Genomic DNA, 21,385 nt, shown 5'->3' with positions numbered 1-21,385 from the left:
ACCGCCGTAGTCAGCGCGGCCAGGTGGGGTCCGGCATGATGTTCCAGCCTTCGATGAGCCCCCACAGCTCCCGCCGGGTTCGGGGAAGGGCCTTCTCCAAGGCCCGGCCCAGCATTTCGCGGCTTTTCAGGCAGGGCTCGATAAAGGTGTAGTAGGCCGTGTCCTCGAGGTATCCGCCCGGGCTGTCCAAAAGGGCCTCGACGAAGGTGAAGCAGCGGGTGAGGAAGTCGTTGTCCCGGCCCTCGGCGAGCGCGGGCAGGAACAGGGGGTACGCGAGTACCTCGGACAGCAAGGTGCCAGGGTGGGTGTTGAGCTGCTCCCAGTGGGAGACGTCGGCGATGCGCAGGTCGTGCCGCTCGGCCGCGACCTCGACGTACGGGAGCACCTCGGGCAGGTGCCGCAGCAGGGTCGCGTAAAGATTGTCACTGGTGACGGGATGCATGGTGGGGTACTCCGAGGGGGACGATGGCGGGGGCCGCCGGACGGGGAATCGCTCCCCCGTCCGGCGGCTTGGGGTCACGCTACTTCCACCACTCGAAGCCCTGGTGCGCCTCGTGGTCGACGAGGGTGCCGCCCTCACCGTCCGGGAGGCTGACCTCCTTGGTGCCGCCGTCCGGGCCCTTGCGGTCTCCGTCCATGCCGCGCAGGAACCGGTGTTCGGACTTGGTACGCATCCCGTCCCAGCCGCCGGCCTCCACGACGACCTGGCCGTAACCGTTCCACTGCGACCAGGTCTTGTGCTTCTCCTTGGTCAGGCCGTCGTCGTCGGCCCAGTGCCAGGCCGCGCCGTCGAGGTAGGAGTAGCGGGTCACCATGTCGTCGGCGCCGCCGGTGCGGTCGGTCGCGGAGACCTGCGTGACCACGTACTTGTTGAACCACTCGCGGACCGGGTCGGCCGAGCCTGGCGGCTGCCAGTACTGCGGGAAGCAGCGGGTGGTGTTGGTCTCCGGGGTCGGCAGCGCGTCGAAGGAGCAGTCGGGTGCGGAGTATGCCACGTCCAGGGAGCCGCCGGACTCGTCGGAGATGTTGGACAGCCGGTACTTGATGAACGGGGCGATGCCGTCGCCCAGCCGGTCGAGCCGGTTGGGGTCCTGCCGGTAGCCGAAGGTGACCGAAGGCAGCGCGATCGGGGTCGTGCCGGACAGCCCGGTGTGCCGGACGGAGGTCAGCAGCAGCGACCGGTCGATGTCCGCGTCGCCCCAGGCGTGGGAAAGGTGCCAGGCGTCGGCGCTCGCGTAGCTCCCGGACGGCTGGAGGATCTGCGTGGTGATCTGCGTCAGGCGCTTGCGGGTCCAGAAGCTCGGGGTGAAGCGCCCCTTGTCACAGTCGGTTGCGCTCGCGCAGTTCAGGTACCAGGGGGTGTCCTCCCACTGGTTCGGGTTCGTCTCGATCTCGCCGGGCTCACAGGCACCGGCGGCGGGGTCGAGGCAGCGCTCGGCATTGACGAAGTCGATCCGGCCGGTGGCCTTGGCGGTGAGCATGGTGTCGGACCGCTGGCCGTACTCGATGTGGTGCAGAGTGCCTCCCCGCTCATAGGGGGTGTCGTCGGCGGCGACCCGGTTACGTCCGTAGGAGTTGGTCTCCGGCTCGTACCAGTACGACATGGCGTTGCCGTTGGTGTCGACGACGTAGTCCGGGTTCCACCGCCATGCCTGTCGGCACCAGGACGCAGCGAACGTGGCCTTGTTGCACGGTTCGCCCGTGTTGTTGCCGAAGACCGGGACCGTCCAGGTGGACTTGGTCTCGGGCTTCCCCGAGGCCCAGCCGGGCAGATGGTTCCGGCCGAAGAAGTACTGGAGGCCGTCGGTGGTGGTCACCTTCCAGTACTCGCCGTCGTCGTCGCGGTTCCCGGTGACGGTCGCGTCCCGCAGGCGTTCGACCCGGGTGCCGTCGTCGTTGCGGATCCGCCAGGTGTCCGCTCCGGTCGGGATCAGCTCGCCGGCACGCCCGTTGAAGGAGATCGTGGCGTTGTCGTAGCCCCAGCACAGGTCACCGGGGGCGTCGTCCTTGCTCCACGTGCCGTCCTCCGAGCACGCCTTGTAGCGCCGCTCGATGAATCCGGTGTTCATGTCGAAGCCGGCGCCGACCCACGAGCCCTGGTTGTTGGTCGCGGAGGTCTGCCCGTCCACGCTGACTGAGGAGTAGTCCAGCGCCAGCTTGGGCACCAGCCCGCCCGGCACAGTCGGTGGGGCGAGCGGGTACGACCAAGAGAAGTCGCCGGTCTGCAGGCTCGTCTGCCAGGCCGCCGACGAGGACAGCGGCGTGGCCCCGTAGCCACCGCCGACGGTCCCGGAGTCCGAGCCGGCCGCGACGGCGGCGAGCACCATCGGGGCGCCGGCGGACTTGAGCGGCACGCCCGTCGCGGAGAGCGAGTGCCGCTCGGTGTCATTGCCGCCCGGCAGCGGCGTGCCTTCACGGCACGCGGACCGCCGGGGGGTAGTGAGTGCGCAGGCAGGCAGGGAGACCAATCTCAAGCGCTGCCCGTAGCCGCCACCGAAGGCCTCGTCGAACGAGGAGTAGTCAACGGTGACGTCGACTCGGCCGGTAGTGCCAGACGCTCCGGCCACGGACAGGAGCAGCCCGTCGATGCCGGCGGCCGGGCAGAGGTTTGCCAACCGCGACGATCAGCCGTGTATCGGCGTCGATGACGACCTGGTGGTTGGTGGAGTACCGGTAGTTCTTCGACTGCTCGGCCACCGCATGGTCACGCGTGGGAACCAAGGTGCCGTCCACGATGAGCACGGTGCCCTTGCGGAACCGAAGGCGCGGCCGCAGCGCGAGCAGCGGTGCGAGGCGAGGCGATCGATGATCCGGTCGGCCGCAGACTTCGAGATCCCGAACAGCGGCGCGAGCTGGCGCAGTGTCAAGTTCGTGCGTCAGTATGCCGCGACGAGCAGGACTCGGTCCTCCAGGGGAAGGCTCCACGGCCGGCCTCGGCGGACCGCGTTCGCCCCCTCACGGCGCAAGGCATTCACCAGCTTGCTGAAGCAGCGCGGGCTCAGCCCTGTGAACGGGCCTACCCAGGACGGCTGTGACGCCGTGATCACTGCTGACACGTCAAGATCGTCCCACTACCCCGGAGCCAGAGTTGCGGAGACCAGCACCGGCCAGAATTCTGTTGGGCGGTCTCTTCACCGGCCGGTACGGTGCGACGCAGGACCAAGGGGGATGAGCTGGTGCGCCCAGTGCTGTTGGTGGATGTGGACGGACCGCTGAACCCGTATGCAGCGAAGCCGCACCGTCGGCCCGAGGGCTATCAGACGCACCGCTTGCTGACGCCTCGGTGGGAGGCCGCCGAGCGGCGCCGGCTGACTGAGTGGGGGCTGCCTAACAAGCCGGTGAAGCCGCTGCGCGTGTGGCTCAACCCGGATCACGGCCCGGCGCTGGAGGCACTTCCCTTTGATTTGGTGTGGGCGACTACGTGGGAGGAAGAAGCCAACGCCTTCGTCGCGCCAGTCCTGGGATTGCCCGAGCTGCCCGTCATCCCTTGGCCCTCGCCGCGGCCCGAGCCCGGGAACGGTGTGTTCTGGAAGACGCCTGAGATCGTCGCCTGGGCGACAGGCCGTGCGTTCGCCTGGGTCGACGACGAGATCACAGAGGCGGATCGTTCCTGGGTGAAGGAACACCACGATGGTCCCGCCCTACTACACCGGATCGACCCGCGACGCGGCCTCGCCATCGACGACTTCGCCGCGCTGACGGCATGGGCGACCGGCCTTGACTGACTCCGCAGCCGGCTGGCAACCGGCAGCGACGCCCTTCTTCGTGATCATTGCGGGACAAGTCTTAGGCACGTTCACGTGTACGCCGACAAGCCGGAACCTACGCGGCAAGCCCCAGCCGGTCGGCCCCCGGCCGCCATCCGCCCGCGCCGTCACCCGCTGGATCCTTACTCACCCCGATGCCCTGGCCGAGAGCGACCGACTCCAAACAAGGCAATCGGCTGGTATGCCGAGGCCTGGTCGACCACTTCCTCGGCTGACAACTCCCGATCCGGCGGCCAGAAGACCAGGCTGCTGACGTGACCGGACGGGCAGGCCAGAGCTCTGTCGAGCCTGTCCAGCCAGTCGTTCATCTCATCTTCGGAGGCGTAGTCCGCCTCCATGATTCGCTGCACGAGTGCGACTGCTTCCGCCCGACTCAACTCCACCGCACTCATCAGGCTCCTTCCATCGCGCCACCTTAGCCAGCGGCGTGATCGGCCGGACAAGTCCTAATACCGCAATTTCGGTTGGTGACGAGATCACAGGGATCTCGACTCCGAGCTGGGCGATTCCGCGCTGAAGACCGCCGCGCCGGGGGCAGCCCGCCACCCGGGCGCAGGGGTGGCGGGCAGGAGACTGCCCGGGCAGGGGTTACGGCGCGGGCGTGTAGTGGACGACTTGCTTATCACAGGGTCCGCCGGCCCAGACGTTGATGGCGTCGATCTCGTTCTGGTCGGCGGTCAGGCCCCAGCGGAGCTTGGTTGCGACCCACTCGGCGAGGTAGCGGCAGGTCGCGTTCGGCGACGGCGGCATGCAGGTAGTCGGGTCCTGGCCGGCCTTCTGACGGTTCGTCCGCGCGGTGACCGCGACCAGGCTGGTGGTGGCGTCCTGATCGTCGGCGTAGGCCTCACGGCGTGCCGCTGTCCAGGCTGAGGCGCCGGAATCCCAGGCCTCGGCGAGGGGGACCATGTGGTCGATGTCGGGCTTGCCGGGGTTGGTGACTTCCTGCTCGTCGTAGTAGCTCAGCCACTCGCCTTCGGAGAGCTTGCAGCCGGCCGCGACGGCCGGGACTTCGGTTGCCTCCGCCAGGAGCACCTCGTTACGGGTGTTGCAAGAGTCGGCGGGGTCCAGGCCGATGTTCCAGTGCTTGAACTTGTCGCGGGTGTAACCGGCACGGGACTCGTCGGCGACCGGGATCTGGTCGATTGCGTAGGTGAGCGGGAACGGTTGTGCGGCGGCCGGAGCGGCGTGGGCCGAGGCCGGAACCGCGAGCGGGGTCAGGGCGAGAGAGCGCGGCGGGGCCGCACACCATGTTCATCAGGCCGCACTCCACCTCGCTGCCATCCTCATCTGGGCTCGGCGATAGGCCGTTGTCTCAACGATCGACGACCCAGCGCGCGTCAGCAGGCCAGGATCCCGTGCTGACAATGTGTTCCACGAGTCTGAACGCCTCACCGATGGGCACGGTGTCTTTGTCCAGGTACTCGTCGTGCTGCCCGTTGGAGAGGACGAACCCCTCGCTGGACCCCTCGGCTCCTGGGGCCACGGCATGCTCGCCGGGATCGCCTTCGCCGTCGAGCAGCATCACCATCGCCCGCTCGCTGTTCGTCACGAAGGCCAGCAATCGACCGGACGAACTGGTCAGCCACGTCTCAAGCAGACCTCTGTCGACCCTCGCCCGAAGCGTCTCCAGCACCACCTCGGACGGCGCAGGGACGGTGCTGCCGTCATCGATCACCCAGGACTCGATCATGAGCACGACGATCTCACGGACGGATCTAAGAGACAGGCCCTAGACGTGTTGGCGCCCGGCGGTGCGGTGCGGTGGAACGCACCACGGTGGCGCGGTGGTGCGTACCGAGTTGGCGCGGTGCGGTGCGATGGTGCGGTGGACCGCGCCGCGATGGTGCGGTGGTGCGCCAGGGGGCGCGCGCTGGACCGCACCATCGCCGTCTCGGAGGTGCGGCTACACGGTGGTGCGGTGCGCCGGGTGCGCCTCCATCGCCTGCTTCATCCCCGCGGCCTCCAGCTGGCGCAGGACGTCGGCGACGTCGCCGTGGTCCTCGGTGAGGATGTTCTCCGTGAAGCGGGTGATGGTGTCGGCGATGCCCGGCAGACCGCCCAGGCACACGCCGTGGCACAGGAGCTCCAGCAGGAGTCGGCCGAGCGCGGCGGCCAGGAAGGAGTGCTCGCAGGGCTCCCCGTCGTGGTCGTCCACGGCGGTGATGGGGATGATGACGCGCGCGGCGACGTCCAGGAGCAGCCGGTGCAGTTCCGGGCCCGTGTAGTCGGCGACCGCGCAGGCGGTGTCGATGTCGTCGGCCTGCTACGCCCGGATGTAGGCGAAGGTAGCGGCAACGTCGTCCGGCTCCATCGGGGCGAGCGGCGCGGTCACGGTGTTCTCGGGCATGGGGCTCCTCATCGTCGGGCCGCCTCGCTGATCGCGGCGGCCTCGAAGGAACTCTCGAACTGCGGGCCTGTGGACAAAGTCCGGCCGCCGGAGGGGGAGAACTCTCCCCCTCCGGGTTTGTTCGTTGACACCGAACATGGACCGATTGCCGCCGAAGTTGGACAACCGCCACGTTTCTGCCATCGACGTTGAGAGCGCTACTGGTTCCCCACCGCCTTGCCGAGTTGGATCGGCAGGCGCGAAGATTCGCGGGTTGCTGAAGCCAGGGGAGGCGCGGTGAGTCCAGGAACGGTGGCGATTACGGGGGCGGCGGGCACCATCGGCTCCGTGGCGCGGGAGGCGCTGCGAAGCGAGGCGGCGCGGTTGATCCTGCTCGACCGGGTGCCGCTGCGCCAGGAGGCCGAGAACGAGGATGTGCGCACCGTGGATCTGCGGGACGCCGCCGCCGTGGAATCGGCCCTTGCCGGAGCCGACCGCGTGCTCCATCTGGGCGGGATACCCGACGAGGCGCCTCTCCCCGATCTGCTCGAAGCCAACGTGCTCGGCACCCACCACGTCCTGGAGGCGGCGCGACGCACAGGGATCGAGCGAGTGGTGCTGGCCAGCAGCAACCGGGTGACCGGCTTCTACCCTGCCGCGCACCTCACCCGCCCCCAGGAGCCGGTACGCCCTGACGGGCTCTACGGAGTGAGCAAAGCCGCTGTCGAAGCGCTCGGACGCCTGTATGCCGACAAGTTCGGTCTGTCCGTCGTCTGCCTGCGCATCGGCAGCTTCGAGCATTTCCCCACCGAATCCCGGCACCTGGCAACCTGGCTGAGCCCGCGCGACGCCGTCGGCTACATCCGGGCCGCCCTGACCGCACCGCTCCCCACCCGCTTCGCCACCGCCTACGCCGTCTCCGCCAATACCCGCCGCTTCTGGGAACTCACCGACCCTGCGGAACTGGCCTACACCCCGGTCGACAACGCCGAACTCCATGCGGCGGACATCCCCGCAGCAGACCTCCCGATCGACCCGGCCGCCCCCCAGGCCGGCCCCTACGCCCTGCCCGAGTTCACCCTCAAGCACCTGCGACCTTGACGCTCACAGCCATGCCGACACGCATGCCGGCAGCACGTTCGACTCGGAAACGACGAGCAAGGCTCTGGTGCCTACCGCCCCAGGCTTCGGCATCAGCGGAAGCTGCCAGGCCAGTGGCCTGCGCTCTACCTCCTGTGCGCCCTTGTCACCAAAAACGCCACTCCGACGATGACGATCAAAACGATGGCGATGATCCAGAAGGGCGGAGAGCCCTGCCCCGCTCCTTTGGCCAAGAGCTGCATGTGCGACATGTCCTTGCCCACCCATCCGTGGCAGCTGCCTGTGGCATTCGATCGAGTACTGGGTTCACGCTTACCCAGAGGATCCGTCCAACTTCGTTGGCAGACGGTCCAAGTTCACTGTCACGGGACAGGGTTGATCACGATGCAGTCACGGTGGAGGGGTTTTCCGAGGCCAGCGTCACACGGAGCCCGAATTTCGCACCTGTAGAAGGTGAATGGCGGGATAGGCCCGCCCCACCTTCAGGAGCATCCTGTGTCCGCAGACGACCCCGAGCAGCACCTTGACCAGCCCGGACAGACCCCCTCCGCGGACCCCTCCCTCACCCCCTCCGCGCCCCGCACTCAGCAGCCGGGCGTTTTTGCAGGTCAGGCGCGGCGGACAGGGGGGCGTCGCAGGTCCGACAACCCTCATGTAGATGTGGCAACACGCCCCAAGCACAGGAGGACATCGACCGGGCCCAGGCGCCGGGAACTGCTGCAAGCGCTGGGGATCTTCCAGAGGGCTACGCCCGATCAGTTGTGGAAGCTGACCCGTCCGGACAACAAGCACGACAAGCTCACGCGTGACACCCTCCTGGATCTTCAGGACCACCACCTGGTGAGGATCGAGTTGATACGGGAGGACCAGCGGCAGGTGTGGGTGCTGACGAAGCGCGGACACGGCGAGGCGAAGCGGCTGCTGGAGCCGAAGGGCATACGGGTCTCGGCACTGCGTGAGGAGAAGTACGACCCGGTCACCGGGAAGCTGCTCGGTGCCAGCTACGACGACCACGCCGCCGCGGTCACCTCGACGGCCGCCGAACTCCACCGTGCCGGGATCGGCCACCGGCTCGGCTTCGCCACCGAGATCGGTCACCGGCTTGGCGACGGGTACGTGCAGCGGGCGGACCTGGTGGTGCGGGCACCGGAAGCCGGGGTGCCGGTGATGCTGCTGGAGATCGACCGCCGCACCGAGGACGCGTACGACCTGGTCGCCAAGCTGCGCCGGTACTGGGAGTGGGGCCGGCTGCTCCCGAGGGACGCGGCCAAGCACACCGTGGACTTGGTCCGCTCCCGGCCGGGTGCGATCGAGGACGTCGACCACGAGCTGCGGCTGTGGCGGCGGGTCTACCCATCGACCGGCCGGGAGGGCCTGGTGCCACTCGCGTTCGTGTTCGCGGACACCACCGAGGCGAAGGTCGCCAACACGGTCGCCGTGCTGGAGGAGGCCGGCCGCCGCTACTGGGCGCCGCGCCGGTACGACTCCCTCTACCGAAGGCGGTCACCGCGCGGGACTACCGCCAGGCAGTGCCCGTCGTCGTCACCACCCTGGAACAACTCCAGGAGCACGGCGCCGGCGCGGCGGTGTGGCGGCGCCTGGGGCGGACGGGCGAGCAGACGTTGACCGACGCGCTCGACAACCCCGACGGCCACGCCCTCTACCTAGACCAAGAGGCCCGCGCCGACGCGGCGGACCGGCAGCGCCGCGCCGCACAGCGGGAGGCGCGGCGGCCGGTGTGCAAGCGGTGTGGGACGAGGTTCACGGACGAACGCTGGGAGGAGATCACGGTGCACCGGACCGCCGTACGGGCCGGGGACACGTCCGTGTGCGGCCCGTGCCGCGCCGACGACGTCGCCCGCGAGGAAGCCGCCGCCGAAGCCGCCCGCCTCGAGGCCGCCGCACCGCCGGAACCGCAGGGAGTCCCCGAGCCGGACCGGGGCCGCGGATGGTTCCGCCGGCGGACCTGACGAAGGGGTACAAGTACCGGCTGGCCGCCGGAGACCTCGCTCGATCGAGGGAACCGGCGGCTCGTGGCTTCGGCCGGTGCTGCCATGCCGGTTAGCATCCTGCCCGGCTAGTGGCGTACTGCCGATCACCGCCCGCTTCCGGAGCCACGCCGCCGGACGCGGAGGTCAAGGTCCTGCGGGGCCCGCTCCTTTCCCGTTCTGCGTTCCGTCGTGATCTACGGCAGTCGTACGAGCCGGTCCCGGGGGCGTGGCCCGGCCCGGCAAAGGAGTACGTCATGCCGAAGAACCAGTCCACCGCCGCGCAGACCGCCCGCTGGGCGAGCCGGAGCGGGGGCAAGTACACCGAAGCCCGGCGCCGCGCGACGACCAGTGAGGCGCCGCGCACGCCGCACGTCCTGCGGTTCCTGGCTGAGCACTCGGGCAACCTCTACCACCTGGTCGGCGGGATCGCGGCGGCCTGGGCACACAGCGGACAGCGGGTGCTTTACGGACACCGCCCCTCTTGTTTGAACGGGTTCGAAGCGCTGGTAGCCTCGGCCGACTTGACACCTCTGGGGAGGGGACGCACAGCGTGCGGATGGTGAGTATGGGGGGCCGTCGTAGGACGAAGGCCCTGGCGGCGGTCGCGGTGGCGGCGGCGTTGCTCTCAGCGGTCCCGGCAGGGCCGTTCGGCTCGGGCGAGGCCCGGGCGGCGGATGTGCTGGCCGAGGTGGTGTTCCCCGCGGAGTTCAGCGCCGATCCGGACGCGGGCGTCCTGCCGGCTGCCGGGACGACCGGTTTCATGCAGGGCGGGACCAGGCCCCACTGGGTGTCGTTCGCCGACGGCGCGCGCACAGACCTTCCGTCGGAGCTGGGCCGGGCACGTCCCACCGGCAGCGATGTGCTGGCCGTCTTCCAAGGCTCGCAGGTGTTGTTCCACGACCCGAAGACCGGTGTGCGGAGCATCGTTCCGATTCCGAAGAACCGCCACTATCTCGGGACGATGGGCCTCGGCGTCATCACCCGTATGACAACGGCTCCGTACGACACGTTTCTCCGGTATCACGATGGAGGCGTCGTACGGGACAGACCGTTGTCCGGACTGCCCGCGGGTGCGTACGCCGGGCGCGTCGACGCGCGGTCCGACGAGCACGGCTTCCTCGCCACCTACGGGCCCGGCGGCGCCGGGGACGCGGGCTGGGTCGACGCGTCCTTCACCCTGCGTCCCTTGCCGCCGAACCCGTCGGGAGACGACTGGCAGCACTGGAACGACGCCGTGCTCGCCGACAGGTTCCTGCTCTATCCGACCGGACAGACGCTCCAGGTCTGGGACGTGACGGGGGACTGGTCCGGGCCGACGGCGGAACTCCCCTGGAGCGGTGGGACTCCGGTGGCGTTCCTCGGCGGTCACGTGCTCGCCCGCGTCCCGGGCGGGGGCGGGGACGCACAGGTGGCACTGGTCGCCCGGTCCCTCGGCGACGGTGGCGAGCGTCCGGTGCTCGACCGGGTCGTCGGGGACACCCCGGTGAGCGCCGACGGCAGCATGGTCGTGGTCGCCCGCCAGGGCGAGGGGACCGAGCGCTCGCTTCACGTCGTGCGCGCCCCGGAGGGTGGCGGCGCGCCGGTCGCGACCCGGATCGGTGACGTCCCGCCCGTGCGCACCACCATCCGCAGCATGTCGCTCGGGCAGGGCGTCCTGTACTCCACCGACGTGGTGGCGGGCACCCGGGCCAGGGTCCGGTCAGCGGACCTCCCCATCGACGGTGCTCGGCCGGCCACGGCCCGGGTGGACCTCGGCGTCGACGACAACGTGGCCGAAGACAGGTGCGGGGTCGGGGGCGAGTGCGAGGCAGGGGTACCGACCGGTGACGGCCGGGTAATGTACGGCGAGGCGGGCGCCCGCGACCGGCTCTTCGTGCTCGGCGCGGACAAGAAGCTGCCGGCCGAGGCGCTGCCGGGCGTCGAGAAGGCGTATCCGCCGGCGGCGTCGGGCCGTTACGTGGCCTACCAGACCTTCCAGCAGCCTGGGAACATAGGAGTGGTCTACGACCTGGACACGCGGCGGACCGTGCTGCGCAGGCCGGACACCGGTCCTGTCGCCATCGACGGCGGCACGCTGTGGGCGGCGTCTGCCAAGGACGACGCCCGGGTGACCGCCGTGGACGTGCGCACGGGCGCTGTCGTTCGCACCGTCCAGGTCACGACCGGTTCCTGTTTCCTGTCCACCGTCCAGGTGCGCGGCAGCCTGCTGTACTGGACCTGCGGCGGCGGCAGCAAGGGTCTGCGCGACGTGCGGACCGGCAAGGACATTGCGCTGCCCGCGCACCAATTCGCCTGGCTCGGAGACGGCTACCTGGCCTACGCGCTGAACGGGGTGGTCTCGGCGTTCGCGCTGGACGGCACCGGGCGCACCCGGGTACTCGGCACGACGCGGAAGATGAACACCGTGACCGTCGACCGCTTCGGCGGCCACGTCGCCTTCGCCGACGACGAGGACCGCATCCATGTCGTTCCGACCGGCTTCCCCGCCGCTGCCCTGACCACCCTCGACACGGACACCGCCGAGGTCCTTGACCTCGCGGATCCCAGCGCGTCGTGGACCGGAAGCTGGTGGCTCAGCAAGCCCGCCGCCTCCTGGACCATGACCGTCAAGGACCGGACCGGGGCCGTCGTCAGCACCTCCGCCGGCGGGGAGGCGCGTGGTCTGGTGAAGGCCGGCTGGGACGGCAAGGACGAGAACGGCAAGCCCCTCGCGGACGGTGGCTACACGTGGGAGCTCACGGCCGTGCCCGCCGACGGATCCGGACCCGAACTGCGCCGCCTCGGCGAGCTGTTCCTGACACACGGCGGGCTCGGGACCTACGCGCCCGTCGTGCCTGCCCGCCTGCTCGACACCCGTAGCGGTCTCGGTGCCGCCAAGGCCAAGGTCGGCCCGGGTGGCACGGTGACGCTGCAGGTCGCGGGGCGCGGCGCCGTAGCCCCGGCTGGGATCTCGGCGGTGGTCCTGAACGTGACGGCGACGAACCCGAGTTCTGCGACATTTGTCTCGGCTTACCCGTACGTGACGCAGCGGACGTCCGCCTCGAACCTGAACGTGGCCGCCGGCCAGACCGTGTCCAACCTGGTGACCGTGCCAGTCAAGGACGGCAAGGTGGCCCTGTACAACCACGCCGGTACGGTCGACCTGATTGCCGACGTGGCCGGGTACTACACCCTGAGCGGCGAGGGCGACCGCTTCCTTCCGGTGGAGCCGGCGCGGATCCTCGACACCCGTGCCGGGCTCGGCGCGCCCAAGGCCAAGGTCGGCGCGGCGCGGACGGTGAACGTCCGGGTGACCGGGCGCGGCGGGCTGCCGGCGACGGGCGTGTCAGCGGTGGTCCTGAACCTCACGGCGACGAACCCGAGCTCTGCGACGTTCGTCTCCGTCTACCCGTACGGGACACAGCGGACGTCCGCCTCGAACCTGAACGTGGCGGCGGGCCGGACGGCGGCGAACGCGGTCGTCGTCCCGGTGAAGGACGGCCAGATCACCCTGTACAACCACACGGGCACGGTCGACCTGATCGCGGACGTGTCCGGCTACTTCACCACCGACGCGGCCCAAGGAGCCCGCTTCCGGCCGGTGACCCCGGCTCGGGTGATGGACACCCGGCAGGGACTGGGCGGCCACAAGCTCGGCCCGGCCCAGAGCGTCGCGCTGCCGGTCGCCGGGACCGGTGAAGTGCCGGCGACCGGGGCGTCCGCCGTGGTCCTCAACGTGACGGCGACGAACGCGACGGCCCCGACCTACCTGGCGGCGACAACACGCGCAGGAACCCCGACGGTCTCGAACATCAACCTGATGCCGGGCTGGACGGTGCCGAACCTAGTGGTGGTGCCGGTGGTGGACGGCCGGATCTTCCTCTACAACCACGCCGGTTCGACCGACGTGATCGTGGACGTCTTCGGCTACTACACGGACTGACAGGACAGAACCCACGGAGGGGTGGCACACCGTCTCGCGACGCTGCGCCACCCCTCTGCCTCTTCGGTCACCGGCAGTCGGCCAAGAGGTCCCCGACCGCCTTCTGGGAGCAGCTCGTGGCTTGCTGCGGCAGCCGCCGCCCCTGCCCGAGCAGAGAAGGCTGGCGGACATGATCACGAGGCTCGAGGACGGTGCCTGGCCGCTGGGCCTGGTTGACGAGGTGTACGTCTTCGGGTCGTACGCGCGTGGGGCGCTGGAGCCGAACGATGTCGACGTCGTCATCGAGCACGGCACGGACAGGCGTTGGCTGGGCGAGTCGCTGGATGCATCGATCAACGGACGTGACTCGTATGTGGGGATGAGGCAGGCCCTGCGGGGCCGGACCCGGGGGATTTCCTTCCAGTTCCGTGGTCGCAGCAGCCTGCTGGATGAGGGATTCGAGCTGTTCTTGCTCTGGCGGAAGGGTGAGCCTTTTTCCCTGGCTCGCGAGCGCCTTGCCTCCTTGACAGCGGACCCGGCAGCCGGGCCGGCGCCCAGAGACCACATGCTCACAGAGTTCGAGGGGCTGGAGAGCACGGTGCCGCGGCCAGCACGGATCGAGTTGTTCGGCCGACACGCGAGGGGCAGGATCAGCATCACCCCGTTGAGGCTGGTGGACGCAGACCTCGAGGACTCTGAAGCCACCTGGCATGTACGGAGACGCTGGGTGGAGACGAGCCCGTTGCGCCGGGCGGCGACGTGCGCCCTGGCCGTGTTGGAGCAGCGAGGCGTTGACCTCAGCGAGGTGACGCTGCACGGCCAGCGGTTGTTCGGCCGGGACCAGCAGGATGAACGCTGCTTCATCGATCTGGGCTGGAACGGCTTCGGATCTATGGGGCGTCTCCTGGACAGCGGAGTGACCTGGCTGGAAGTGCCGCGCCCCCATCGGACCAAGCCCATGGACGCACTGCTCATCGAGCCGACGCCTCGCGCGTAACCAGAAACGCCCATAACCGCGCCCCGGTGCCCCATGGGAGATCGGGAGCCTGCTTCATCCGTTCGTGTGTGCCTGATCGGCGTGTCGGGATGGATGAGGCCAAGGCGGACAGCCACCACTTGCACGAGGTGCAGCCGGGGGTGAGGACTGTCCGATCGGGTTTCTGGTGGCGAGGACATGCCGCGGCAGTGGTCGGCTGGCGGGCGTGAGGGTGCGGTGGCGCGCTTGATGGCCCTTGATGCCCGGGGCGAGCTGGCTACCGAGCACGCGCGGGCGGTTGCTGGGGCTCTTGGTGTGTCGCTGCGAACGGTATGGAACTGGGTGGCGGTGGCCCGGCGCGAGGGCCGGCCGTCCGCACGGACTCCGTCACGGGTTAGTGTGACGCCGGATGTGCGTGCGCGTCTGGCGCTGTGGGGCGGGAATGTCTCTGCGGTGCACCGTGAGCTGCTCGCGGAAGCGGCCGTGGCTGGTGACGCGGGCTCGACGCCCCTTCAGAGCGGGTGCTGCGCCTAATTCATGGCATGCCGACGTCCTGGCGAAGCACCCCGCCCCGGCCTGCGTGCCGCACTCTGGTGAGTCGCCCCCTGCCCGGTTTCTCCGCCGGTCAGAATGCGGCTGCCGAGCTGAAATGCGTGGTGATAGCCCCGCACAGAGCTCTAGCGTGGTCCGACCGGCGCATGCCGGTGAGGAACCTCGTGAACTTGGAGTACCGATGGCTCTGCCCGCACGGCTCACCGCCGCCCTGGGACGGCACCCTGACGACCTCACTGAGGACGATCTGCAGCGCGCGGTCGACAACCAGATACCCGAAGGCGTCGACCTCGACTGGAAGAAGGACTTCTACCAGGGCACCGACGCGGGCAAGAAGGAGCTCGCCAAGGACGTGTCGGCCATGGCCAATACCGTCGGCGGCCTGCTCGTCATCGGCATCGACGACGGCAAAAAGGACCACGCTCACGCCCTGGCACCCTTCGAGCCGGACCCCAGACGGGGTGAGGAATGGATCCGCTCGGTCCTCGCCAACTGCATCCAGCCCGTCGTCCCGAACGTCGGCGTGCGCTCCCTGAAGTCCGCCGACGAGGGCAAGATCTACTGGATCCTCACCGTGCCGCCGAGCATCCAGATGCCGCACGCTGTCGCGATGCCCGGCAACGACTACAACTTCCGCGTGCACGTCCGGCACGGCACCACCACACGGACCCTCGCCGAATCCGAGATTGCCCAGCGCTATCGCGACCGCTTCCACGCCGCCACCACGGACACCGCTCACCTGCACGACATCGCCACCGCCGGTGTCCATCATCTCGCCACCTTCGTGACGAGCGAGGTTGCCCTCGGCGGCTCCCGAGCGTCTTCGTTCCCGCTCTGGATCAGCGTGACCGCTGTCCCCACCGTGCGCGGCAACTACCCTCTGACCAACAGGGAGGAGCGTGACGCGGCCCTCCAGCGCTTCACCGCACTTGCCTACCAGGCGGTGACCACCAGGATGAATCCGGATTACCACGCCCTGGTCGGCCGCCGGCAGGTCCGGTTCGAGGGATATCCCACCGGTCACCTCCACCAGGACGGCTCCACCTTCACCGCGCAATCTCTCAACGTTCAGAAAGACCCTTACGACGAAGACGCCCCGAGAAAGCTCTACCAGCGCGGACTCGAACTCGATCTGGTGGCCCAAGTGCAGGTAGCAGCTGCCTGGGCAGCAGAGACGGGTGGAGCAGGTGACATCATGCTCTCCGCAGCAGTCCACTGCTTCGACGACAGCCTCGCCTCGTTGCGCGTTGTCGCGTCCGATGACGACTTCCAGCGCGGTCCAGGCCAGCCGATGCCCAGGATGCCCGCACGGACCATGGCCAACCTTCAGGCCCTCGTCGCGGACAAGCACGAAGCCGTCAGCGCGGCGTACGTCCTCGCTGCTGACCTTCTCGCCGACATGAGCATCCACCAGCCCCACGTCCTGACCCCCGAGGGCGACATCCAGATGGACCGACTCAACAACGAATACCGCAGCCAACTGACGGGCTGGTAGACAAGACGGCCACGACGCCCGCGAGGCCAGCAGACAGCGAGAAGGGTCTCCGAGATCAACTCGGAGACCCTTCCCCGCGCCTTCCCAGTTCAGAAGGAGACGAGCCGTACGGGCCCGGATGCGGACTAGTCGACGACTCGGCGAACAGGCATCAGGTCAGCGGCCGGGTGCGCTGCAGGTTCAGCAGCGTAGGCGGCAGGCCGAGGTCCCCCATCACCTTCTCGATGGTTGGCTTCATGGGGTTGCCCACCAGTAGCGGGCTGATGGCTGCTGCCGCCTGAAGCAGTGCCACGGGAATCCACAGACGTTCGGCGGTGATGTCGGCCTCACCACCCTTGGGCTCCGTGGTGAACTTCAACTTGCCGTCGTCCACGATCAGGAAGGCATCGGAAGTCGCGCCCGTGGTGTGCGAGTAGGCCGACTGGTGCCGGTAGACCGGATAGACGTCGGCGGTGCCGTACGCCTTGACCATGGTGTCGAAGTTCTTGAGCTCGCCGACCAGCCGCCTGTGGATCTGCTCGCTCTCAGGGTTGGCGAACACGATCGGGTCCTCTGGAGGCGCGGGAGCCGGCTCCGGAAGATTCCAGGTCTCGTTCACGTTCTGGGCGAGCTTCCGACGGTGCTCATTCCAGTAATCGCTAAGCGCCACGACGGCCGGCTCGCCGCTGTCTGCCAGCCAGTTCATCGCGTAGGAGTGTCCCAGCAGATTCCGCATCAGGGGCGCCGCCTCCACGGTGTACCCCTGGTCGTACAGGGACACCAGTGCCTGCGCCGTCCGGTTCGTGAACTGCCACCAGCCCATGAGCGGCCGGACGACATTCTGATGCTCGAACAGCACCCGCACACCCTGGCTGGTTACCTGCTCAGCCGCTCGCAGAATCACCGGCACTACCGCCCGGCAGCGCCGCAGACACTGCTCATTGGGCCCGAACTTGTACACCATGACGAACAACCTACCGACGAATCCCACACATGAACGAGCGATATTTGCTGGTCAGGGCGGCACCAGACCATGACATCACCCCTCGCTACATTGCCCAGTCGATCCCCAGTGCGGCGAGGGCGGCGCGCTGTTCCACCGTGAGCCGGTCTCTTCTGGTTTTGGTGTTGCTGTACCAGATGCCGAGCTTGGTCTCGGTTCCGTCGGGCAGGACCTCCACCGCCTTCCGGGGTACGGGCCGATCCGCGCCTTCCCGTTCGATCCATTGTGTGAGGGCCGTAAGGCCGCGCTGGAAGGCCTGCTGCGCCTTGCTCGGGCCCTTCGCCGTACGCGGAGGCGCGGGGGCGGGAGACGGCGCCTCAACGGGCTTGATGCCCAGCCTGGTCAGCCGTTCTTGCTGTTCGGCGGAGAGCTGTGTCCAGGTGGCCGGCTTGCGCTGCTGCTGGAGCCATCGTCCGATGTCGTCGCCGTCGAAAACCACACCAGGGTGGATGTCGGGCAGTACCCCGTCGGGTTCGTCCTCGACGAGGTCGGCGAGGACACGGTAGTGGCGTTGCCAGTCGAGTGGCCAGGGGCAGTTCCAGTCCGGGTCGATCGCCGTCAGCTGTGCCGCGCGTGCGGCGGCTCGTTCGGGGTCTTTGCCGAGGCCGTTTTTGCGGCGGAGGTTGGCGAGGAGTTGTCCGATGGCCAGCTGTTCGCTGTCGCCTTCTCCTTCGCCCCAGACGGCGTCTTGTCGGGGGGCGAGGTGCCCGTGCGCACGGTGGTAGGAGCGCAGCGCGGCGAGTTTGGTCTCCCATGCTTCGTCGCCTGGTTCCCAGACCATCCCGGCTTCGTTGAGGAGCTCTTTGCGGTGGGGGTCGAGTTCACCGGCCCGCAGCGCCTTGCGTTGTTGGTGCACCCACCGGCCCAGGGGATAGCCATTCGTCGTGCCGACCTCGGTCTCGACGTCGTAGGGGACGGCGTACAGGCCGGTGATCCCGTTCTCGGCACGCCAGCGGACCAGGGCTTGGTAGCCCTCGAGCCAGACGAGGGACTGGGGGCGGATGACGCGGCAGCGGGTGAGGGCGGCGATGTCGGCGGCGTCGCGGGGGGAGGCGAAGTTGACCACGACCGAGGTGACCCGGTCGACCTCCTGCTGCGCCTCGCTCGTCTCCTCGTCACCGCCGACGGTTCCCGCTGCGGGGGAGGGGCGTACGTGGAGGCGTCGGCGCTCGGGGCCGCGGGTCAGGGCGCGGGAAGCGAGCTGGTCGACCATGCGCTCCGAGTGACTGCGCAGCGCCTGGAGGATGTCGACCAGAGGTTGGTAGCTGGCGGAGGCAACCATGTCCTTCGGGTCTTCCCCGGGCTGCAGGAAGATCGGGATGATGATCCGCGCCGTCTTCACTGTGCCGTCCGGGTTCGGACGCAGGGCACGTCCGATGTTCTGGACGACGTCGACCTGGGAGCTGCGCGAGCCGACGATGCACACGGCCTCGACCCCGCGCAGTCCGGTGATGTCGACCCCAACCCCGAGGGCGCGTACCGAGGAGAGGAACGCCCGGTGTACCCGCCGGTTCTGGGCGTCGATGCCGTTGGCGAACCGGTGGATCACCTGGCGCCGGTGGGCGATGGGATGGTCCCCGCACAGCCAGTCGGCCCAGACCCGGTCCGGGGGCACGTGGCGGCCGTCCTCGAGCTCGTACAGCTCGGCCTCGATGGAGGAGGCGGGCAGCTCCTCAGCGTCGGCCAGCGCCGCTGCGGAGGCTTCAGCGGTGTACAGCTCGGCGGCTGTGCGCGGCATCTGCTCGGCGAATGCTGCGGCTTCTTCGACCCGCTGGTGGAAGACCATGGTGGTGTGCAGATTCTGCTGCGCCGCGTGCTCCAGCAGTGCGGCCTGCAGCAGGGCCATGCGCCGACCGCGTAGCGCGTCCTCGGACAGGCCGAGGGTCGGGTCGGGGTCGCGGATCTCGAGCACGTCGATCTCGAAACCGGCGAGGATCGAGCGTTCCACCGCCTGCGCCAGCCCAAGATCGAAAATCCTGGTGCCGTACGTGTGGGAGTCGTCCTCCATCGACGCGATCACCACCTCCCGCCCGTCCCGACCCCGCTGCGGCCGGGGCGCGGCGAGGATCCTGGGGGTCGCGGTCAGGTAGAGACGGAAGCCGGCGGGGATCCGGCTGTTGTCGTGGATCGCCGCCCACGGCCGACCCATGTCCCCGGCCGTCATGTGCCCCTCGTCCAAAATGGCCAGGTCGAAGCCCGCCATCTGCTGGCCGTACAGCCGCTCACCACCCGCCAGAGCCGCCTCCAGCGGCCCCCGCACCGTCCGCCGGCCCGAAGGGTCCTCCGGGTCCTCCCGGTCCACCAGCGAGGCGTACGTGGCGAACACAACCACCGGCCCCGTCCCGGCCCACAGGGCGAGCTGGATCGGGTTGGTCGTGGTGCGCACTCCGAGCTGCTCCAGGACCTCGTCCTTGTCCACCGAGCAGACCGCGACCATGGGCGCGCGGTGCCCGACCCGGCGCCAGGACTGCGCGCTCTGCACGATCAGATCCAAGGTGGGCACCATGACGAGGATCCGCCCGTCCGGGAAGCACTCAAGAGCGCTCGCGGCGGCCGTGATCGTCTTCCCGGACCCTGTCGCGGACACCCCCATGGCCCGGGCCCCCTCAGGAGGAACAAATGATCTTGCAGGAAATCCTACCCAATTCCGGAAAGCAGATTTTTGGACCACTTGGTGTTCGCGGAGCTGAATCACACCGATTTCCTTTTCCTTTTCCCACTCCGCACCAGCAGGCTTCGCCATCGGCCCGTTCTTGCATGCGGCAGGCTCCCCGAGGGGGACTGCAGGGGGTAGCGATCCCCGCCCCCACGGGCCGGCATCTCGTCTTCGAAGTCGCACGCCGCCACAGCTTTCCACCCTCCACCCCACAGCGTCTCCAGCACAGCCGTGACCGCGGCCACCACCGCACCGGGCTCCACTCCCGCCGGCGCTTCGCACTCCAGCACGGTCGGCCACTCGAGGAACTCGAAAGGGTGTGCCTTCCTGCCTGTGGAGTAGTCATTGCAGGCGCTGCTCGCCCGCAGCGGCCCCACCACCAGGCCGCGGCCCTCCTCACCGGGGCCGAGACGCTCGTTCAGCCAGGTGATGACCGTCGAGCTGTCCGTGGCATCCACATAGATCGAGCAGTCCTCGTACGAGACTCCGGCGTTTTCCGACACAACCACCCACCCCTCTCCAGACCGTCCTCAGCACACTGCGGACGGGCCGTCCTACCGCTCAGACCCCGTTTCTTCACCAGCCGTGCTCCCCTGGCCCTGTGACGCCGTGTCCGATCTGCTGGGCGAGGTGCTGCGCCCGTTCGTCCTCCCCGGGCCGGACGTGGACGTACACGGTGTGGCCCGGGGCCGGCTCATGGTTGGCGTCAATCCCGAAGCACGCCTGTACCCCGGTCCGCGCATGCTCCGGACCGAGGCCGAGTTCGGGCACCGCCGGCCAACTGAGAGCCATCCACGCGATCTGCCCCCACCCTGCCTGACGCAGCACCTCCGGCGCTCTGTCCAGCAGATCACCCCCCAACGGCTCCACGACCGAGAGCATCATCGGCAGCAGACCAGCCAGCACCGCGGCATCACCCGGAAGATCGACCCCACGGAAGTGCTCCCCACCTCCCGAGAACCAGCCCCGCGGGAAGACCTCGCGGGCTCTCACGACGTCCTCGACCCGAACCAACTCGGCATCCAGGTCGACACTCGCCCCCTCCGACAGCTCCCCACACCCGACCAGAGACACGGCCACGGCGATCACCGCCGCCACATCCCCGCCCTCGCTCCGGTAGACCGGATAAGCCCTCGCATTACCCACTAGAGACCCCCTACCTCCCACAACAGGAACACCAGAAGGGGTATCCCTACCTTCCCCCAACTCTACATGCTGCATCACTCCGAAACAGCTCCCGCAAACCCAGACCAGCACCACCCTTCAGCCAGCCAGGCCCGCGACAGCGGGCCCGGACGGTCCTGAAGGCGCAGCCGGAAGGACCGTTGAGGCGGGGGAGCGCAGCGGACCCGCCGGCCCGGACAGAGCGAAGCGGAGTCCGGGGTCATCGGGGCGAAGCCCCGCAGCTCCGGGAGCGTAGCGGACGGAGCGTCACTAGGCGCGCGCAGCGCGCCTAGTGGGTGGGACGCGCAGCGTCCCTCCGCGCTCCCGCGGAGCGGGAGCGCAACACCCGCGCGCAGCGCGGGTGTTCGCTTGCCCATCGCGCACGCGAGGACGCGGAGCACTTCTGGCCCTGGAACTCGAAGGAGCCGCGGGTCAGCGCCGTCTTCAGGATGGCGCGGTCGGCGCTCGGGTGGG

The 21,385-nt window shown here is 68.9% G+C and carries 19 protein-coding genes and 1 pseudogene; 8 read left to right on the top strand and 12 right to left on the bottom strand.

The features are described 5' to 3' along the window. Positions 1-10: 10 nt before the first annotated feature. From ACIRB4_RS31495 to ACIRB4_RS31485, 3 genes and pseudogenes are all read right to left on the bottom strand, one after another. Positions 11-442, bottom strand: coding sequence for a hypothetical protein (locus ACIRB4_RS31495; protein ID WP_403296061.1), 432 nt, complete (start codon positions 440-442; stop codon positions 11-13). Between the two features lie 79 nt (positions 443-521). After that, entirely contained in the window at positions 522-2,354 is a 1,833-nt protein-coding gene (locus tag ACIRB4_RS31490) for a hypothetical protein (RefSeq protein WP_403296058.1), read from the bottom strand. A 232-nt stretch (positions 2,355-2,586) separates the two neighbouring features. After that, a pseudogene (locus ACIRB4_RS31485) lies at positions 2,587-3,056 on the bottom strand (transposase family protein); the annotation flags it as partial. Positions 3,057-3,173: 117 nt separating this feature from the next. Here ACIRB4_RS31485 and ACIRB4_RS31480 point away from each other — a divergent pair. Next, a complete protein-coding gene (locus ACIRB4_RS31480) occupies positions 3,174-3,725 on the top strand; it encodes a hypothetical protein (RefSeq protein ID WP_386768767.1) in 552 nt (183 codons plus the stop codon). Positions 3,726-3,889: 164 nt separating this feature from the next. Here ACIRB4_RS31480 and ACIRB4_RS31475 read toward each other — a convergent pair whose 3' ends face one another. The 4 genes from ACIRB4_RS31475 to ACIRB4_RS31460 all read right to left on the bottom strand — a co-directional run bounded on the left by ACIRB4_RS31475 (position 3,890) and on the right by ACIRB4_RS31460 (position 5,922). Then, positions 3,890-4,159 carry an e9imm peptide gene (locus tag ACIRB4_RS31475; RefSeq protein ID WP_403296056.1) on the bottom strand — a complete coding sequence of 90 codons (270 nt, stop codon included), beginning with the start codon at positions 4,157-4,159 and terminating at the stop codon, positions 3,890-3,892. A gap of 196 nt (positions 4,160-4,355) precedes the next feature. Continuing rightward, positions 4,356-4,985 (bottom strand): HNH endonuclease family protein, encoded by a 630-nt coding sequence (locus ACIRB4_RS31470; RefSeq protein ID WP_403296077.1) that lies wholly within the window; start codon positions 4,983-4,985, stop codon positions 4,356-4,358. Between the two features lie 94 nt (positions 4,986-5,079). Continuing rightward, positions 5,080-5,457 (bottom strand): hypothetical protein, encoded by a 378-nt coding sequence (locus ACIRB4_RS31465; protein ID WP_403296054.1) that lies wholly within the window; start codon positions 5,455-5,457, stop codon positions 5,080-5,082. Between the two features lie 213 nt (positions 5,458-5,670). Beyond that, entirely contained in the window at positions 5,671-5,922 is a 252-nt protein-coding gene (locus tag ACIRB4_RS31460; RefSeq protein WP_403296052.1) for a hypothetical protein, read from the bottom strand. 468 nt (positions 5,923-6,390) lie between these two features. Here ACIRB4_RS31460 and ACIRB4_RS31455 point away from each other — a divergent pair, with 468 nt between their 5' ends. The 7 genes from ACIRB4_RS31455 to ACIRB4_RS31425 all read left to right on the top strand — a co-directional run bounded on the left by ACIRB4_RS31455 (position 6,391) and on the right by ACIRB4_RS31425 (position 16,109). Continuing rightward, a complete protein-coding gene (locus ACIRB4_RS31455) occupies positions 6,391-7,194 on the top strand; it encodes an NAD-dependent epimerase/dehydratase family protein (protein ID WP_403296050.1) in 804 nt (267 codons plus the stop codon). Positions 7,195-7,953: 759 nt separating this feature from the next. After that, positions 7,954-8,820, top strand: a complete 867-nt coding sequence (locus ACIRB4_RS31450; protein WP_403296048.1) for a hypothetical protein — start codon at positions 7,954-7,956, stop codon at positions 8,818-8,820. After that, positions 8,817-9,164 carry a hypothetical protein gene (locus ACIRB4_RS31445; protein ID WP_403296046.1) on the top strand — a complete coding sequence of 116 codons (348 nt, stop codon included), beginning with the start codon at positions 8,817-8,819 and terminating at the stop codon, positions 9,162-9,164. The genes ACIRB4_RS31450 and ACIRB4_RS31445 overlap by 4 nt, the downstream gene beginning before the upstream one ends. Positions 9,165-9,439: 275 nt before the next feature. Then, positions 9,440-9,748, top strand: a complete 309-nt coding sequence (locus tag ACIRB4_RS31440) for a hypothetical protein (protein WP_403296044.1) — start codon at positions 9,440-9,442, stop codon at positions 9,746-9,748. Positions 9,749-9,750: 2 nt separating this feature from the next. Further along, a complete protein-coding gene (locus tag ACIRB4_RS31435; protein ID WP_403296042.1) occupies positions 9,751-13,107 on the top strand; it encodes a FlgD immunoglobulin-like domain containing protein in 3,357 nt (1,118 codons plus the stop codon). Positions 13,108-13,276: 169 nt separating this feature from the next. Beyond that, on the top strand, positions 13,277-14,083 hold the full coding sequence (locus ACIRB4_RS31430; RefSeq protein WP_403296040.1) for a nucleotidyltransferase domain-containing protein: 807 nt from the start codon (positions 13,277-13,279) through the stop codon (positions 14,081-14,083). Positions 14,084-14,795: 712 nt separating this feature from the next. Further along, positions 14,796-16,109, top strand: coding sequence for a helix-turn-helix domain-containing protein (locus ACIRB4_RS31425; protein WP_403296038.1), 1,314 nt, complete (start codon positions 14,796-14,798; stop codon positions 16,107-16,109). Positions 16,110-16,260: 151 nt separating this feature from the next. On the opposite strand, the gene ACIRB4_RS31420 is transcribed toward ACIRB4_RS31425, so the two are convergent. From ACIRB4_RS31420 to ACIRB4_RS31400, 5 genes are all read right to left on the bottom strand, one after another. Further along, positions 16,261-17,052 (bottom strand): DUF5677 domain-containing protein, encoded by a 792-nt coding sequence (locus ACIRB4_RS31420; protein WP_403296036.1) that lies wholly within the window; start codon positions 17,050-17,052, stop codon positions 16,261-16,263. 85 nt (positions 17,053-17,137) lie between these two features. After that, on the bottom strand, positions 17,138-19,786 hold the full coding sequence (locus ACIRB4_RS31415) for a Helicase associated domain protein (RefSeq protein ID WP_403296033.1): 2,649 nt from the start codon (positions 19,784-19,786) through the stop codon (positions 17,138-17,140). Continuing rightward, positions 19,783-20,250 carry a hypothetical protein gene (locus ACIRB4_RS31410; protein WP_403296030.1) on the bottom strand — a complete coding sequence of 156 codons (468 nt, stop codon included), beginning with the start codon at positions 20,248-20,250 and terminating at the stop codon, positions 19,783-19,785. Before ACIRB4_RS31410 ends, ACIRB4_RS31415 begins: the two co-directional genes overlap by 4 nt. Before the next feature lie 73 nt (positions 20,251-20,323). Further along, positions 20,324-20,845 carry a hypothetical protein gene (locus ACIRB4_RS31405; RefSeq protein ID WP_403296027.1) on the bottom strand — a complete coding sequence of 174 codons (522 nt, stop codon included), beginning with the start codon at positions 20,843-20,845 and terminating at the stop codon, positions 20,324-20,326. 355 nt (positions 20,846-21,200) lie between these two features. After that, on the bottom strand, positions 21,201-21,385 hold a 185-nt coding region (locus tag ACIRB4_RS31400), incomplete at its 5' end, for a hypothetical protein (protein ID WP_403296079.1).

Source organism: Streptomyces sp. NPDC093600 (assembly GCF_044764755.1).
Lineage (GTDB): Bacteria > Actinomycetota > Actinomycetes > Streptomycetales > Streptomycetaceae > Streptomyces.
Note: the sequence above shows the minus strand (reverse complement) of the source record. Positions and strands in the feature narration are given on the sequence as shown.

Coding starts and splice junctions, on each gene's coding strand:
- ACIRB4_RS31475 (WP_403296056.1), bottom strand. CDS start 4,159: ATGAGTGCGGTGGAGTTGAGTCGGGCGGAAGCAGTCGCACTCGTGCAG.
- ACIRB4_RS31420 (WP_403296036.1), bottom strand. CDS start 17,052: ATGGTGTACAAGTTCGGGCCCAATGAGCAGTGTCTGCGGCGCTGCCGG.
- ACIRB4_RS31495 (WP_403296061.1), bottom strand. CDS start 442: ATGCATCCCGTCACCAGTGACAATCTTTACGCGACCCTGCTGCGGCAC.
- ACIRB4_RS31430 (WP_403296040.1), top strand. CDS start 13,277: ATGATCACGAGGCTCGAGGACGGTGCCTGGCCGCTGGGCCTGGTTGAC.
- ACIRB4_RS31425 (WP_403296038.1), top strand. CDS start 14,796: ATGGCTCTGCCCGCACGGCTCACCGCCGCCCTGGGACGGCACCCTGAC.
- ACIRB4_RS31440 (WP_403296044.1), top strand. CDS start 9,440: ATGCCGAAGAACCAGTCCACCGCCGCGCAGACCGCCCGCTGGGCGAGC.
- ACIRB4_RS31435 (WP_403296042.1), top strand. CDS start 9,751: ATGGGGGGCCGTCGTAGGACGAAGGCCCTGGCGGCGGTCGCGGTGGCG.
- ACIRB4_RS31465 (WP_403296054.1), bottom strand. CDS start 5,457: ATGATCGAGTCCTGGGTGATCGATGACGGCAGCACCGTCCCTGCGCCG.